Origin of the sequence: Shewanella sp. MTB7, assembly GCF_027571385.1 — a bacterium.
Classification (GTDB): domain Bacteria; phylum Pseudomonadota; class Gammaproteobacteria; order Enterobacterales; family Shewanellaceae; genus Shewanella.
Genome location: NZ_CP085636.1, coordinates 5,188,233 through 5,204,317 on the forward strand (window position 1 = coordinate 5,188,233; position 16,085 = coordinate 5,204,317).

A 16,085-nucleotide genomic window follows, 5' to 3' on the forward strand; every position below is an offset into this window, starting at 1 on the left:
ATGTCGGCAGTTTATACAGGCTTAAATTAGCTGCAAGCGATATGCGTCAATTTATAAGAATTAAATGTCACTTTTAGCCGATTAAACCGCACAATAGTGCTTAAACGATAAAAACATCCCAGCAAGCACAACATAAAGATCACAGACTTCATAAAAAATATATGGAAAACAAGTAGAAAAACATAAAATAAGACGCAAATGCGTCAAGATGTATCAAGCGCATTCAACCAACCTATCGTCCATATCACGTTAGATTAAGATCTAAATAATACAAAACAGTAATTCAATAACCTATAGAAATAGCCTGTTAATCATAAAAATGACAGTTAAGCTGCATTTCTAGAAAGAAGGGGATATAAAAACCGCCTTAGGCTAAGTCGTTAACGATTTTAATAGCTAAAGGTGAGGGTTAACGTGTTCTAATGAGTCAGGATCACATCCTAATGCAGTGGAACTGCCCACATAAGTAATGCCTTTGTTAATATCAAAATCAGCAGCAATAATTTGAGTTTGTTTCTTGAAGAATTGATACAACAAATCAGCATCGACAAATCCTGTGTTGATGGCTTTATCTAACTTGGGATAATCATTGCCACCTGCCGCATTATAACTTGGGAGCGTAAAGCTATAATTATCACGTATATTGAAACCCCGATCGCCAATTTTACTGATGTCTACTGTGTTGTCAGTGCAGTTGACTAGCATCTCTATTCCGGTAATTTGCGCATAACCTCCAGAGCCTCTCGTTATCGTAGCAACTGACGTTAAATATTCTTTTATTTCAGCCCCCGTCATTGTATTGAAGGTGATAGTATTGCCAAAAGGTTGTACCGACAGTACGTCCCGGTAAGTGATCTCACCGGCTTCAATAGATGCACGCACTCCACCTGAATTCATGATGGCAAAATCAGCTTTTACTGGCCCACTGCTCTGTGCCATCGCGATTAAGCGACCTAAGTTAGTTTGTTGACTGCGCACCAAATCGCGATCGCCAATAAGCTCCCCTTTAGTGAAGCCGATAACCTCATCGAGCTTATTTTGTCCACGTAATTGAAAGGGCTCTAGAAAATCCTTCAGTTGTTGATCGGGCTTGATTGCTTTACCGACTAAGACTCGTTCAGCATTGGCGTCTTTAACTTTCAGGTTCACTGGAATTAACTCAAACTTAGCCAGATTCAATTTACCATTGAAGAATTCAAAATCTGCACGGCCCACATATTTGCCCCATTCATGAGCCTGCATTATCCATGTGCCATTTTGCTGATCAGGAATACACTTATCTCCAGGGTTAAAATTGGCATACTGTTCTGTATTGGGCTCCATACAAACCGGATTTTGGGAATGTCCACCAAAAATAGCCTGTAACATTCCCTCATCAACAGATCTTGCCATCAATACATCACCAGGCGCATTACTGCCATGTTGACCATTGTCATAATGTCCCATATGAGTCACTGCAAAAATAATATCAGCCGAGTGCTGCTGTTCTATCTCTGCGATAACATTTTTAATTTCTTGTTGGGGATGGGTAAAAGTCAGCTCACTCACATACTCTGGGTTACCAATTCTAGCCGTGTCTTCTGTTGTCATGCCAATGACGGCTAGCTTAAGGCCATCAAGCTCAAAAATTTTATAGGGTTCAAAGTAGCGCACCTGCTTAGCGACGCCATCAACTTCAACTGATGTATAGATGTTTGCTGCCAGCATAGGAAATTTGGCCCATTGCCTTTGCTTTTCCAGTATTGTTAGTGGGTTATCAAATTCATGATTGCCAACAGCCATCACATCATAACCAATATGAGACATACCTTTAAAATCTGGCTCTGCGTATAACAAGTCCGATTCAGGTACACCTGTATTAATATCACCACCAGAAAACAGTAAAACACGGTTTCCTTGGCCTTCGACTTCTTGACGTATGGAGTCAATCAAGGTTTTTCGTGCTGCCATGCCATATTCACCGTGCTTGTTCTCCCAAAAACGACCGTGGTTGTCATTGGTATGCAAAATGGTGAATTGAGTGCAGGCATCACCTGCTGCGGCGCACGTTGCAAAAGTCTGCGGGTTACCACACCCAGATAAAAGCGGCATGACTATTATAACTAGCAGGCTGCCGATAAAATTAACACGCATAGTAAACCTCACCATTTTATTGTGGCTTTGTGATCTATCCAAAGTGACGTTTGAGTGGGATAAGAAAAAGTCGAGATAGTTTCTCTCGACTTTTGTTTGCACTGTTATATCAACTAAGACTTAGCTTTTACGTCTACGCCACATGGCTAGTGGCAACAATAATCCCAGCAGACCACCGAGTGAACCAGCACCATCTAGCTCTGTCCAGCCATCACCTTGCACGTTTTTCACTGTAACAGTCACATTCTTGCTCACTGAGTTTATACCGTCAGTTGCAGTCACAACAAATATCAGTGAGCTATCAAGCAACACCTCAGGTGCGGTTAACTTAAGTATCGCCCCCTCGCCTTCAAACTCCACAGTTTCACCGGCAATTTGCACCCAACTAAAGCTAATTGCTTCGTTTGCTGGATCGGCACTGGCCTCTAATGTGATTGGTTCACCTTCTTCAACTGAAGTTTCGCCTAAGATGTTAATCTCGATAGCTAATGGCGCATCTTTTACCAGTAAATCGACCACTTCGTATGCTTCAAACTCACCATCACTTACCGTTAGTTTAAATTGGTATGGCGTGTCGACAGCAACAATTGGCGCTACTGCGGTTAACACCGCACCATCAGTGTCAAAGGCAAGTTCAGGCCCAGACACTTGAGTCCAAATGAAGGTTAGTACTTGTCCCTCTGCGCCTTTTGTCCCTGTTGCATCAAAGGTAAAGCTAGCGCCTTCGTTCACCTCAGTAGGCGCATCGATGACAAAGTCCACATCTAAATCAGGAACTGGCGCATCGTTACATAGAGCACCATAGATATCTTGCACCCATTCCGGACGGTCGATGTAGGGATTACGGTTACCTTGATACTCATAGACAGCCGTGTTGCGGTTTTGCTCTAAGGTATCAACGGGATCTTGTTTGTGCCACGCATACAAGGTACACAGTTTACCGGCTTCTAACTTCTCGCCATCGGTGCCTATGGAATCCACTAACTTAAGATCGCCATTATTACTCGAATGCCCGCCTTCATAACGAGTATCCATATAGAACATCATACGAGCCACATCACCTTTAACTGCATCTCTAGGCTCAAAGGTTCCGAGTTTAGTATCAACTAAGTTATCTGGTGCTTGTGATACTGGAGTACCACCGTTGTCGAAATCGTAGTTACTACGAGCACCGTTAACTTGTGGCATAGCGGGTCGTAAATGGTGAGCATCTGTGTTGCCATATCCCCCCTCTACACCGTGACTCTGGGGCCATACATGTTCACGGTTCCAGTCATCAGTATTGCCACCATTATCATGCTTGGAAATTGATTTACCGCTGTAAAGCATGATCACATTGTCTTTGTTTTCAGGGTCTTCATCTGAATAAGTTAAGATACTCCAGACCTGTTTATAGCTCACAGAAGTGTGACCAGTTGCAGCAATCGTTGTGAGCGCTTGCTTCTTGGCTGCTACGTCGGCAAAGTCGCCGTTTAGTACATCTGAGTAATATTCATCAGGGAGGTAGGTACTAGCATCGGCCACTTTGTCGATGATGTCACAGTTATTACAAGGTGCTGGATCGGGTTCCGGCTCCGGCGGAGGCGTAGTGCCATCACATGCACCTTCACCTGGACACCCTAGTCCATCTGAAGTGTTCATTTCAAACACAAGCCACTGATTATCATCACCAGGAAAACTGGATTCAGCTCCTGTGTCCCCCGTGGTTACACTGGCTTTACGGCGTAAGGTTTTATTCATGGTGGAAAAATCCGGATTACTAGGATCTGTCCAAGCAGGATCAGGCTGTTCGCCAACTTTGCCAAAACGGTCAAGGATCACATTATCCTTTGTCAGAACCAGCGCATCATCACCGTTATACCAAGTTACATTAGACTCAATACTACCAGTTAAGATAAATTCTGGATCGGCAGAGGCGTTATGGATTAACACACTAGCATTCGGTGCAAGCATGCCAGTAAGTACGGCGGTATTACCTGGGTCATCAAAACCTTTGCCATTAGAGTATAAGGTTAGTACGTACTCGTTAGCATCAAGGTTGACAGTCTCTGTGCCCAAATTGGAAATCTCTATTGCTTTATTGTTGCTAGAGCCTTCAATGTATTCGGTTATTACAAGATCTGCATTGGCATAGGTGGATAGAGTGCCACAAAGCATCGCCATGGCCATAGCGACTTTGGTTGGGTTGGTCTTCATATATATCCTTTGTTCTAATTATGTCCGTGGGACCATCAATTTTGCCGCCCAGATGCGTGGCATCTGGGCGGTCAACGATGTTGAATAGAATTAACCTCGGTTGAAGAAACGCCTGCGTAATCCAGCCAGACCTAACAGAGATAGCAAACCGATAAAACCGGTAGTACCGCCACTGCTATCGTTTGGTTCAGTGACCAAAGTAGGCACTAGGGTGTCACGACTCTTCACTTCGATAAGCAAGCTAGTCTGTGAACCTGGCACGACTTCGCCATCTCGACGTAGCTCCATATCGGCATGATAGAATGCTGCAGGGGCACCAAATACTTCCATCTCCACCAATAACTGCCCAGCTTGCTTGAGTACCACATTTGGCAATACCAACTGACTCAAGTCCAAACGGTCTTCGTCATTTCTCGGCGTCAAACTTACTGTTGCGATATCACCTTCCTGCGCGATATCACCCGGCACCAAGTAAGGCACAGTCATCAACTTGTCCCACAGAGCCAAGCGAACAGCATCACCACCATAGGTTTCGCCCTGCTGGTAACTTAAGGACATAATCGCAGGATCATGATCTGATGAGCGGAATTGATCTTCGGCGTAGAAATGTGTAGGTAGATCATCCGCTTTATACTCAGTGTTGTAATCATACAAAGCGGACTCTATCGCATTGATATGCCAGTCAGTGGCATCAATCAAACGATCAGACAATGACGGGCTAATGAGGATATGATCCAGTGAACCGACCTCATCATTGTATGAATAACTCCAAGGAGTCTCGCCACGTTCCTTCGCTTTTAGCCCGAGTACATCGATATAGCCATAGCTATGGGTGATAGCAACAGGATCACCCGCTGGATTAAACTGCGGCTGTTTATCGATGAAAGTGTGGCTAGCAGTCATCACGGTTTTATTACGGGGATTGCTGGTTAACACCAGCATAGGATCTTCCTGAGCATAGGCATTGAGATCACCGATAATGATGCGATCCCCGCCAATCTTCTCAAGCTCATCTCCCAAGCGAACCGCTGCGGCTACACGCAAGTTCTCACAAGAACCCTGCTTATCAGCATCCTTTGGATCATCTTCCCAGACCGTCGCATCACCAAACTCGACGCCCTGCCACTCCTCCCAACAGGTTGAGCCCTTGGATTTTAGATGGTTTACCGCCATAGTCAGACGTTTACCTGTCTGGTTAACGATAAAAGTCACCACTAAGGCATCACGGTTATAGTTTTGACCACTTTCCAGTATTTCACCTTTATCGTCTTTAATTATTTCATTGAAATCATTAACGATACTGGGCGCTTTTTGCTGAGGCAGAGCGATGACTCGAGTACGTTCAATGCTCACCTTGCTGGGGCGATAGATAATACCAGTAGTAATCGCATCGGAGCCAATGGAATCCAATTCATCAAAGACTTGGTTACCATTGTGATCGAAACCAACAAACACATAACGATTTTCAGTGGACTCATGTGGCTCAGCATCTGGGTACTCATCCCAGTAGTTACTGTTGACAGCATTAACCAAATCGGCGACTGCGCTATCAAGGCCAAAGCCATTGTTTTCCATCTCCATCAGACCAAGTACATCGGCGTCAAGCTTAAGAATTGCCTGTACTAATTTGGCCTTTTGCTGCTCATATTCATCATTACTGTCTGCACCACGATTTTGACCAAAATTATTTTGATCGCCACCGAAAGGAGAATTAAAGAAATTAAACAGGTTTTGGGTCGCTAAGGTAATTGTAAAGTGATCGTCTGGTGCCGTTTTATTCAAATCAGGCTTTTCACTGCGCTTAATATTACGCACAAAATTAGCCGATGTAAGTTCATTGGACACGGTCAGGCTGAAATTATTATAGCTGTAGCTTATTACGCCTTCCAAACCCACAAGACTGTCATCGATGCGAACATAGTTACGCTGAGGATCATCATAAAAACCTGGGTAGTAAGGAATGTGGCCATTCGGTGCTTTTACTGAGCTTTCGATGATTAAGCGATGGTCATCATTTTGCGCCTGAGCTGCAATTGCTTCGGGGCTACCAGCCACATTAAGCTGGTTAGGTTGCATATTGGGACGCAAATAAGCAGCAGATATGTTGTTACGGTAGCTATCGTAGTTAAATCCAAAGGTTTTCGAAACGCGTATATCTTGCTTGCCTTCAACCATAGGGTTTAAATCAGCTGGTAAGCGAACTAGCATGCCCTCATAACGCTCAAGGGTGTTGCCAAATAGTCCATTGTCGGATTCTAAAACCTGAATATCGACAGCATCAGTAGGCGTATAACTTGTATCAGTGATTAACGGATCATTAGTGGAAAGTTGAGTATGACCGTAATGCTCTACTACCTTACTTTCAAAACAAATGGTCTTACCTTCTAAGCTATCACCATCACCTTTGAAGGAAACATAGATACCGTCAGATGTCAGCGGATCATTATCTGAAACGAGATCTCGAATGTACAATCCAGAAATTGGGATCTTCTCTGATTTAACCACCACGCCTTCGACTATCACTGTCTCCCCAACAAACTCTGATGCGGCGCCAGAACCTTGGATCTCACCAATGCTATGGGTCACTTCACAGACAAAAACCTCAGGCGCCTCATACTTAGGTGCTAATACGGGAGAACCCATACCTGTAGTAACTGCAGGGCTAGTATTTAACCACTGCGTATCATCAAATGTAGCCGATTGCTCAGGAGTAGCTCCTTCAGCGGTAACTCGGCGCTGGAATGTGCTATCGAGTGCCCAATCGGTATATTGTGAATTAGGGCCTACGATGTCAATGATTTGGCCATTATGCTTTAAGAGAAAATTATCATCACCATTGATATACACATTGTCATAGTTGCCACTCCCTTCACCAACCAGATAAGTGCCGCCAGCGGCTTCTATCTGCGCTTTATAGCTCTCAGTGGCACCACTATTTAATAGCACCACCGATTTACCTGCTGGGATGGTAAAACCGGTTAGTAATAGGCTGCCATCAGGATTTTTTAAATCGTTAGAATGTTTACCACTAGCAAGAACTACAGCTTTAGTTACATCTGTAAACGTAAAGTCTTCAGAAGCATGGGTGTTCGTTATCTCTATAGATCCCATAGCGGGATTTTTTTCGTTTTGCACAATCTCAGTAATGAGCAGGTCGTTAACCCCAGCCTGAGCTCCAGTGGAAATTGCGCTGGCAATGGCCAGACAAATAATGCTTTTTTTCATATTAAACGCTACCTGTATCTTTATAATTGGTATGGTTCCGGTTAGAAAAACATCCGGACATAGGCATAGGCGGCTTCAGGAGCCTCCCCGACACGGCCTTCTAGTGAAAGCTCAATACTTCGTCCTGGTCGGAAATTGAAGCCTAAACTGCCCCAAACTCGCTCTTTACCAAAGACTGGTGGGAGTAGCTCATAATCATAATTAGGCCCCTCTATGTCCCAATTTTCATACCGTTCAAAGTTGTAAGAACTGATCAGTTCCCAAGCATCGTTAATTTGATATTTTGCGGAGAGCATTGCACCGTAGTTACGAAAGGTTTCATACTCTAAATAAGTTTCACCAGAGCGGTGAGTGGCGATGTCTTCATCTTCAATGAATCCATTAAAACCGAGCATCAGTTTTGGCAGAACAGTCAATCGTACACCTAACCCCAATAGTTGTTGTTCACCGTATTTACTAATACCGTTTGAACCACCACGAGTTTCAGCCCCTACAACAGCTGAGAAAAAGTCAGTGAAATAGCCAAAATATCCATTAACAATATCTCCCTGAAAATCACCCGCTTTATGTTCCCCCTCATAGGTATACGAGGCTCCAAAACGTAAATTAGTGAATTCAGCTTGATACTTTATGGTATTTTCTTGATCCCCAGCTTCACCTGTTTCAATGGATTTATTGAAGGTAAGATCACCAAAATGATCATAATCGTCAAACGCCGTATCGGTTAAACCGAATTCAACCCATTGATTTTCATCAAAGGCATAGCCTAAGTACAGTTTATCGATAGCTAATGCTAATTCACCACTACCACCTAACCAGTTTTCTCGCTGATAATCGACTTCGAGACGGTAAAGGAATTGTGAATGCTGCCCAGTGATGCCTAGAGTGGCAAAACTGTCATCTACATAACTTTTGGCATCATAAAATTCATCGTGATTATAATCGCTGTTGGCACCAATATGCCCACCAACACCTACCTCACCATAAATATTCATGTGATCACCATTATCATTGGTGTGTATTGTCGCGGCCTGCGAAATCCCCATAACAAATGAAGACGACAGTGTTATTGCAATGATTGTTCTTTTAAACATTGCTACTACTTCCATATGAGTTAAAGATTGGTTTTACCAACCCTAATAGATAGAAAAAGATGTACACACGTCAAAATTAAACATTTTCACAACATGATGCTTATTATTAAGTGTGATTATTCGGTAACAAAATACTTAGTTTGGAAATGTTTACACTGATCACATACTTGCAATATTAACAATCACTTATAAACACTTCCCCGCAAATCATCTCACACTCTATTAATAATTTACCTGTCAGCGTTCACAGTAATGCTCAAAGTAATTATTTTATACAACCGAATAGTTGAAAGTTGTTTATTTCAATATGGAAAAGTAAATAAGAGAGCGGATATAACTATCTGCTGCAAAAAAATTAGAAATACTCATTAACTTGACACCTGTCACACAAATTAAGCTTTCAGGGATTTTGTTTAAACGTTTAAATATTAAACTGGAATGGACAACTTAGTGAATGTGTTTTGTAATATTAAGGATATGGTGCTGTTTTCATTCCTCAATAGGAACCACTATGCAGTTACTTTTTACTCTGAAAAGCAAGCTAACAAATTTAGAGCTTATTGATTCAACAAGTAGCAATGCACTTCATAACTCACGGATTATAAAAACATTGTTGTAAAGCTTCGTAAGCTGACACGAAAATACGATAGCTTTGTGAGAGTTAGGTATGCTTAATGCAAGAAGGAGGGTCAGTGACTTATCAACTCAAAGGGCATGAGCCACAACTTAATCACAACGGCTGAATTTAACGTAATTTCAGTGATACGTTAAACCGATCTGAGGTTGATTTTATTAAAACTTAGCTCAAGAACTGAGGGCCAAGTGTTCAGCATAGTTTTGCGCCCACCGGAGTAACTCTACCCGATTACGGGAGTGAGTCTTTCTGAAAATAGAGGAGATATGGGCCTTTACGGTATGTTCGCTGATGCATAAATCATCGGCGATCTCCCGGTTTCGAGCGCCGCTGGATACCAGCCGAATAATAGTACGTTCGCGTTTGGTCAATATTTGTAATATATCTTCCGCATTTTGAGAATACTCATCACTGGTTTCTAACCGTTCGACCAACTTGCGAAACATTTTACTGATCAAGGTGCGATCATACCAAAGCTCATCCGCAACCATCTTTCTTAATCCCGTCAACATAAGATCCATACGCTGATCTGAATAGAGCAAGCCACGGATCCCCAACAAGAGAGCAGATGAGGGATCTAACGTATTTCTATTGACCTGATACAGAGCAACTGGAACATGGGGAACAAGGCGAATAGCGAGTAAGGGGATCCCTCTATTGTCTAGCGCTGCGCCTTCTTGAGCAATAAGGTAGAAGCTGTTACGAACACTTGCGGGATCAAGTTCGTAAACCTGTTTAATCACCCGAGTCTTCAATCCGATAGACTCAGCTAAAATAGCCAAATTACATGGCGTTGATACCTGATGGATAAAAACCAGCTCATCAACTTTACCCATCCATTCTTCTCCCTGAAAAATTTCTTAACTAATGTAAACAATTTGGCCAATATGAACAATTAGGCTCTATTGATCTTTCAAACATAAAGCCAACACATGTAACCATTCTGTCTCGTTTTCATTGGTTTGAATAGCATTAGTTTCCCCTCATAGTGAAAAATCATCAAACGATTATCAAATGATTACGGAATACTTATTAGCCAAACTCACCATCCGATGACCTTTTTTGATAAGAATCAAACTTTAAAAAAATCAGATTCTTAGCAGTGAGATTTACCTCAGACTAAGAGGCAAACCTAAAGATAATAGTTTTATCCCTTCAGCTGTGACAGCTGTTTATCATGGGTTGTCACCAAAAACAGCAGTCCCAAGATAGCCCCAAACAAAGCCATCCCCATATCGGACTGTGTATCCCAGATATAGCCCTGAGTACCTAAGAAAGCTTCCGCATCTTCACCGGTTAGTAGCGCAACCCACCACTCAATTAGTTCATAAAATGCCGACAGTGCGAGGGCAAAACAGACACAGATAAAGTTGCACCAAGAGCCCGATTTCAGTACTTCATTACGAATAAAAACCTCCCTAGCGATAAGCGCAGGAATAAAGCCTTGGGCAAAGTGACCTAGCTTGTCGTAATTATTCCTGTCACTACCCGAAACGTCTGCCAACCAATCAAACAGAGGCACTTCGGCATAGGTATAGTGCCCGCCCACCATCAAAATGACGCAATGGATCAGTATCAAAACATAGAGCAGGGGCGTTAATGGAAACCTTTTTCGAGTCAAAGCCAACAAAGGTAATGCAATTAACACCGGAGCAACTTCCAAAAACCAAGTGAATTGATCTTTAGGATCAATAGCGGACCAAATCAGGACGGAGAAGAATATAGCCAACCAAATATGCTGTTTATTCAAAATAAGAACCTCATAAATGTATAATCTCTATTGTTTTGTGATCAGAATAATAACTTTAGCCATCTAGCCCTCCACTCTGAACAAAAAAAGTGCTAATTTACTCTAGAGTAATAGACTGTATATAAAAATAACCTAAAACAACATAATACCAATAATTGAAGAGGCTACCTAAATCATGACGAAACATTCGCTGGACAAGGATAAGATCAAGATCCTGCTTTTGGAAGGCGTCCACCAATCTGCAGTAGATGTATTCAAGCGTGCTGGTTACTGCAATATTGAATACCACAAGGCATCTCTTGGGGAAGACGAGTTAATTGAATCGATAAAAGATGCTCACTTTGTTGGACTGAGATCACGCACTCAGTTAACTGAAGCGGTATTAAGCCAGGCAGAAAAACTGGTCGGGATTGGTTGCTTCTGTATCGGCACGAATCAGGTCGCTCTTAAGGCGGCTGAGAAACTTGGTATACCTGTATTTAATGCCCCATTCTCCAACACACGCAGTGTGGCTGAACTGGTACTCGGTGAGATCATCATGTTATTCCGCGGTATACCTCAGCGAAATGCCATGGCTCATCGTGGCGGATGGCTCAAGAGTGCAAGTGGTAGTTTCGAAGCCCGCGGTAAAACGCTCGGTGTTATCGGCTATGGTCATATTGGTACCCAACTGGGTATTTTGGCTGAAACACTAGGCATGCGAGTGATTTTCTTCGATATCGAAGATAAGTTATCACTGGGGAATGCCCAGCAAATTCATTCGATGCAAGAGCTAATGTCTCTTGCCGATGTGGTGAGCTTACATGTACCAGAAAACCCGCAGACCAAGAATATGATCGGCGCAACAGAACTGGCTTATATGAAAAAAGGTGGCATCTTAATTAACGCCTCTCGCGGTACGGTTGTCGATATCGACGCCTTAGCCTCGGCCCTTAAAGCTGAAAAGTTAGCTGGGGCGGCCATTGATGTGTTCCCAGTCGAACCTAAGTCTAACGATGATGAGTTTACCAGTCCCCTACGTGGTCTCGATAATGTCATCTTAACGCCACATGTGGGTGGAAGTACTCAAGAAGCCCAAGAAAATATCGGTATAGAAGTCGCCGGTAAGTTAGCTAAGTATTCAGATAACGGCTCGACAGTGACCGCAGTGAACTTCCCAGAAGTCTCACTAGCACCACATAAAGATGCGTCCCGCTTGCTGCATATTCACCACAACCGTCCAGGTGTGTTGATCAAGATTAACCAAGCGTTTGCAGAGAAGGGCATTAACATTGCTGCTCAATATTTACAAACCTCGGCTGAAATTGGCTACGTGGTAATGGAAGTCGATTCCGATCAAGCTGAAGAAGCACTCGAACAGATGAAGTCTATCGAAGGCACTATTCGAACTCGTCTACTTCACTAATTCCATACTAAAAGGGAGATGCGACGATAGTGGCAAATCCTCCTAAATAATAGCCCGTATAATTTATCGATTATGCGGGTTATTTCATTTAAGTAGACGCCGATTGGCGTTACACTCTTCACCACTTAACGCCCTTTTTGGATAATGATATGACCCAGTCAGTTTCTCAGCCCTGTTGGAATTCAAGCGAACCGCAAGCACAACTCATCTTTGCAAGATTGTCTCACATGGGACTGATGAGTGTGACAGGCGAGCAGGGCCGCAGCTTTATTCACGGCCAAATCACCACAGACGTCAGCTCGCTAGAAAGTAATCAGTGGAGTTGGGGAGCACACTGCGATCCTAAAGGTAAAATGTTAGCTTGCTTCAGAACCTTTGCTGTTGGAGATGCATTATTCATGATGATGCCATTAGACACCCTAGCAGCAGATCTGCCTCAGTTGGCTAAGTATGCCGTGTTCAGTAAGGCCGATCTTGCCGATGTGACTGCCAACTGGACTATCTTAGGTGTTGCGGGCGAACAGGCACAGGAGTGGATTAACAACTACTTCGGCGAAATCAGCCAAGCGCTCACCAAGATTCCTAGCGGCGTACTGCTTAAAGATGGAAAGCGCTTTATCATCGTAATAGAAAAAACTGCCGCAGAAGTACTAATAAACTCAATTAATCAGCCAATTCAAGATCAAAGCGTTTGGCAGGCTCAGGAGATCCAAGCTGGCCTGCCAAATATTGGCGCCTCACATCAAGGTCAATTTGTGCCTCAGATGTGTAACGTTCAAGCCATTGACGGCATCAGCTTCAAAAAAGGCTGCTACATGGGTCAAGAGACCATCGCACGCATGAAATACCGTGGCGGTAATAAGCGTGCCCTCTACATTCTATCTGGTACCAGCTCACAACCACTCACCTTAGAGAGTCGCTTAGAGCTGGCCATTGAAGATGACTTTAAGAAAGTGGGGGCAATTATCGAGCTGATTCAATCTGACAATCAGGTGTTATTCACCGCCGTACTGCCAAATGACACCGAAAACTCAGCCGTGCTCAGAGTAGCAGGTGATGAAAACTCAAGTCTGACGATTCAACCACTGCCCTACTCACTTGAAGAGCAACCCTTAGTTTAAGCTATAAATGACGAGTTGCGGAGTTGCGAGAAAGAAAGAAGCCTAGGGCGCCTTTCTTTCTCAGAATTAATCTGCTGGTTACAGAGTGCGGAAATAGTCTGAGAACTGTTCTAGAGAGGCTTCAATACTGCCACTATTATCGATAACCACGGCCTGCTTAGGCAGTACAAGAGGATAGGCTTTGGCCCGTGCTAAGCGCTCAATGATTTGCGTATCGGTTTCCCGGCCCCGCAAACGCAGCCGTTCAGCTAACGTCGCCTCATCAAGCTGCATCAACACAGGAAAGAGTCGATAACCGAACTTACTCTGCATTTGACCTAGGTATTCTCTCGAACCATTAATCACCACATCTAAGCCCTGATTGAGCCAGCTATCGATCTCATTTCCAACAGCATAATAATGTTGATGCGCCTGCCAATCAACCGAGAACAGCCCCATCTTTTTGCGGTACAAAAACTCTGGCTCCGATAACTCAATATGGTTTTCGCCTCCCGCAGCAGCACTACGAGTGATATAGCGATGAGCGTACAATATGACATCTGGCCACTTTGCTCTGACAGCCTGAATAAACGTGTCTTTACCTGATCCCGACGGCCCCATCACATAAAACAACCTGCCCATACCTTTACCCTCTTCACCTTAACTCTGGATCCATAACCACTCGCCTGAAGATAACATATCCCCCATAGCAAATGCTGCAAACTCCGCAGCAGAAATGCCTTAAGCAGACTTCGAAACAAACTTGAGATAGCTTATACCTACTAGCGATCAATAGCTGCGATCAACAAGGGCTCGGCTTTACAGCCCCTGATTATCACGCTAGCTTGATAGTTACTCCACTCTATCGAGGGCAGAACATTTTGAAACAAGCTGAACTTAGTGAAAACGAAAAACAGCAGTTACTGGCCAAACTAAAGCTTGAGCTCACCGAGCTTGAACAACAGCTTGAATTAGTCCATGAACGCAGCGCACCAGTGATGCTAGATCAGCAAGCTGTTGGGCGGGTTTCGCGCATCGATGCCATTCAGCAACAGGAGATGGCACAAGCCAGTGAGGCACTGATGCAACAACATATAGTGCGTATCAAGCGGATATTCCTCGACACACAGGAGTATGGCTTTTGCCTTGAGTGTGGCGAGTCAATTGGGCTGGGCAGGCTAACGATACACCCTGTAGCTGAGATGTGTATTCAGTGTCAAAGTGAGGCTGAAAACTGTTAGGTAGCAGCCCTCTTTAATATGGCCATCCAAGATTATTTACCTTTCAAGACCCTCGACTAAATAAACCTAGGTATTATATTGAAATCACACTCCACAAAACATTTATCAGTGTGAAACCATTATCGAAAACCAAAATATCGGCTATTTGATCTGTGAGTAGACAACCGAAGTACCGAACATAAGTTCGGTAAGCTTTTATTAATCATAGTGTTCAGTAACTAAGCGGTTTTGTTAAGTACTATCTAGCCATCGTCGACAATTTGCAGCACCTTGCCTTCGCTTACGTTCTAAGTGCTCACAGTAGGTATCGAGTTTTTCAAGCGTTCCTACTGCACCTTAAAATAATCGACTAAACTCAGTAGTGAGTTTTATCCAGTTTTCTGCTGGAATATTAAGTCGTTGGAGTATCTGTAAAGAGGTTCCGCCTATTGCACCGCGCTTGTCATTACGAACAATACGCCCTGTATCATCAACCAGCTATAGGTAGTCTTTGGCACTGAACATTAATCCTTTAGGGAGGTCCTTACGCTCATTGCCTACAAAAGGCAGTAAAGCACTAGGCTGCTCACCTTTAATAGCTGACTTGATTCTAAGTTGAATACTCGTATGGTTAAATTCCTCTGGCTTATCAGCCATTTTAGCCCTGATAGGGTTTAAGTCAACATAGGCCATACAAGCCAGAACGGCAGCCTCATCAAGCAAAGCTTGATGATGCCGCGCGCGAAAACTTTTAACAAAGAGTGAGAAAACTGTGAAAACTTTCTTTTTTATATATTGAAACTCTCTTTAAAATACTTAAAGCATAACAACCACAAGAGATCCTGGTGCAGTATGGTGCCCGTTTACTAATTTGATTGTCTTCTTCCGATTATGGAATATAAATAATCAAAGCCTCAGTAAAATGTTAGGGCTTTTATTCATACTAGATATCCACCTCTTTACTCGTAGTCGCCTCAGCAAACTCAGGCAAGCCTAATAAGTAAGCATAGGCCGCTTCTCTGGGAGTTAAGTCAGTATAAGTTTCATCATCTAGACGTAACTGAAAGACTTTAACGTGACGACCCTCTCTATACGTATCAATCGGTGGTAATTTATCGGTAACTGCCTGTTCACTAGCAAATACTCCCAGTTGGAAATTACAGTTATGTGTCCCACCTTCATGAGATAAAACCTCATTATCATCATTGAGGCTTTCACTAATATTCGCACTGTTACTTGTGGCTAGTTGTGTGATAACCAAGCAAGGGTTTTGCACAGTAAGGCTTGATGCGAGGGTTAATTGCTCTAATAGTAAAGACATAATGGTT

The 16,085-nt window shown here is 43.3% G+C and carries 11 protein-coding genes and 1 pseudogene; 3 read left to right on the forward strand and 9 right to left on the reverse strand.

The window, feature by feature from the left end; translation table 11 throughout:
- Nucleotides 1–396: 396 nt before the first annotated feature.
- The 6 genes from ushA to HWQ47_RS22565 all read right to left on the reverse strand — a co-directional run bounded on the left by ushA (nt 397) and on the right by HWQ47_RS22565 (nt 11,032).
- Entirely contained in the window at nt 397–2,133 is a 1,737-nt protein-coding gene (ushA, locus tag HWQ47_RS22540; protein ID WP_269968235.1) for a bifunctional UDP-sugar hydrolase/5'-nucleotidase UshA, read from the reverse strand.
- A gap of 120 nt (nt 2,134–2,253) precedes the next feature.
- Entirely contained in the window at nt 2,254–4,329 is a 2,076-nt protein-coding gene (locus HWQ47_RS22545; RefSeq protein WP_269968236.1) for an endonuclease, read from the reverse strand.
- 90 nt (nt 4,330–4,419) lie between these two features.
- Nucleotides 4,420–7,554 (reverse strand): ExeM/NucH family extracellular endonuclease, encoded by a 3,135-nt coding sequence (locus tag HWQ47_RS22550; protein ID WP_269968237.1) that lies wholly within the window; start codon nt 7,552–7,554, stop codon nt 4,420–4,422.
- Nucleotides 7,555–7,595: 41 nt separating this feature from the next.
- Nucleotides 7,596–8,648: a porin gene (locus tag HWQ47_RS22555; RefSeq protein ID WP_269968238.1), complete on the reverse strand. Its 1,053-nt coding sequence runs from the start codon at nt 8,646–8,648 to the stop codon at nt 7,596–7,598.
- Nucleotides 8,649–9,452: 804 nt separating this feature from the next.
- Nucleotides 9,453–10,118 (reverse strand): helix-turn-helix transcriptional regulator, encoded by a 666-nt coding sequence (locus tag HWQ47_RS22560; RefSeq protein ID WP_269968239.1) that lies wholly within the window; start codon nt 10,116–10,118, stop codon nt 9,453–9,455.
- A 311-nt stretch (nt 10,119–10,429) separates the two neighbouring features.
- Complete coding sequence (locus HWQ47_RS22565) at nt 10,430–11,032, reverse strand: DUF2238 domain-containing protein (RefSeq protein ID WP_269968240.1); 603 nt, start codon at nt 11,030–11,032, stop codon at nt 10,430–10,432.
- A 175-nt stretch (nt 11,033–11,207) separates the two neighbouring features.
- Here HWQ47_RS22565 and serA point away from each other — a divergent pair, with 175 nt between their 5' ends.
- Both serA and ygfZ read left to right on the forward strand, forming a co-directional pair.
- The gene (serA, locus tag HWQ47_RS22570; RefSeq protein WP_269968241.1) at nt 11,208–12,437 is read left to right on the forward strand and encodes a phosphoglycerate dehydrogenase; all 1,230 of its coding nucleotides are present in this window, start codon (nt 11,208–11,210) and stop codon (nt 12,435–12,437) included.
- A gap of 149 nt (nt 12,438–12,586) precedes the next feature.
- Nucleotides 12,587–13,558, forward strand: a complete 972-nt coding sequence (gene ygfZ / locus HWQ47_RS22575; protein WP_269968242.1) for a tRNA-modifying protein YgfZ — start codon at nt 12,587–12,589, stop codon at nt 13,556–13,558.
- 78 nt (nt 13,559–13,636) lie between these two features.
- Here the strand turns inward: ygfZ and phnN are convergent, their stop codons facing one another.
- Nucleotides 13,637–14,179 (reverse strand): ribose 1,5-bisphosphokinase, encoded by a 543-nt coding sequence (phnN, locus tag HWQ47_RS22580; RefSeq protein WP_269968243.1) that lies wholly within the window; start codon nt 14,177–14,179, stop codon nt 13,637–13,639.
- Between the two features lie 239 nt (nt 14,180–14,418).
- On the opposite strand from phnN, the gene HWQ47_RS22585 reads away from it, so the two are divergent.
- Entirely contained in the window at nt 14,419–14,778 is a 360-nt protein-coding gene (locus HWQ47_RS22585; protein WP_269968244.1) for a TraR/DksA family transcriptional regulator, read from the forward strand.
- A 231-nt stretch (nt 14,779–15,009) separates the two neighbouring features.
- On the opposite strand, the pseudogene HWQ47_RS22590 reads toward HWQ47_RS22585, so the two are convergent.
- Nucleotides 15,010–15,486, reverse strand: a pseudogene (locus HWQ47_RS22590) (transposase); the annotation flags it as partial.
- Between the two features lie 214 nt (nt 15,487–15,700).
- Nucleotides 15,701–16,078 carry a hypothetical protein gene (locus HWQ47_RS22595; protein ID WP_269968245.1) on the reverse strand — a complete coding sequence of 126 codons (378 nt, stop codon included), beginning with the start codon at nt 16,076–16,078 and terminating at the stop codon, nt 15,701–15,703.
- Nucleotides 16,079–16,085 lie beyond the last annotated feature (7 nt).

What these genes read in the sequence shown, in the direction of transcription:
- phnN (WP_269968243.1), bottom strand. Translation starts at nt 14,179, where the DNA reads ATGGGCAGGTTGTTTTATGTGATGGGGCCGTCGGGATCAGGTAAAGAC.
- HWQ47_RS22560 (WP_269968239.1), bottom strand. Translation starts at nt 10,118, where the DNA reads ATGGGTAAAGTTGATGAGCTGGTTTTTATCCATCAGGTATCAACGCCA.
- serA (WP_269968241.1), top strand. Translation starts at nt 11,208, where the DNA reads ATGACGAAACATTCGCTGGACAAGGATAAGATCAAGATCCTGCTTTTG.
- HWQ47_RS22595 (WP_269968245.1), bottom strand. Translation starts at nt 16,078, where the DNA reads ATGTCTTTACTATTAGAGCAATTAACCCTCGCATCAAGCCTTACTGTG.
- ushA (WP_269968235.1), bottom strand. Translation starts at nt 2,133, where the DNA reads ATGCGTGTTAATTTTATCGGCAGCCTGCTAGTTATAATAGTCATGCCG.
- HWQ47_RS22550 (WP_269968237.1), bottom strand. Translation starts at nt 7,554, where the DNA reads ATGAAAAAAAGCATTATTTGTCTGGCCATTGCCAGCGCAATTTCCACT.
- HWQ47_RS22555 (WP_269968238.1), bottom strand. Translation starts at nt 8,648, where the DNA reads ATGTTTAAAAGAACAATCATTGCAATAACACTGTCGTCTTCATTTGTT.
- ygfZ (WP_269968242.1), top strand. Translation starts at nt 12,587, where the DNA reads ATGACCCAGTCAGTTTCTCAGCCCTGTTGGAATTCAAGCGAACCGCAA.
- HWQ47_RS22545 (WP_269968236.1), bottom strand. Translation starts at nt 4,329, where the DNA reads ATGAAGACCAACCCAACCAAAGTCGCTATGGCCATGGCGATGCTTTGT.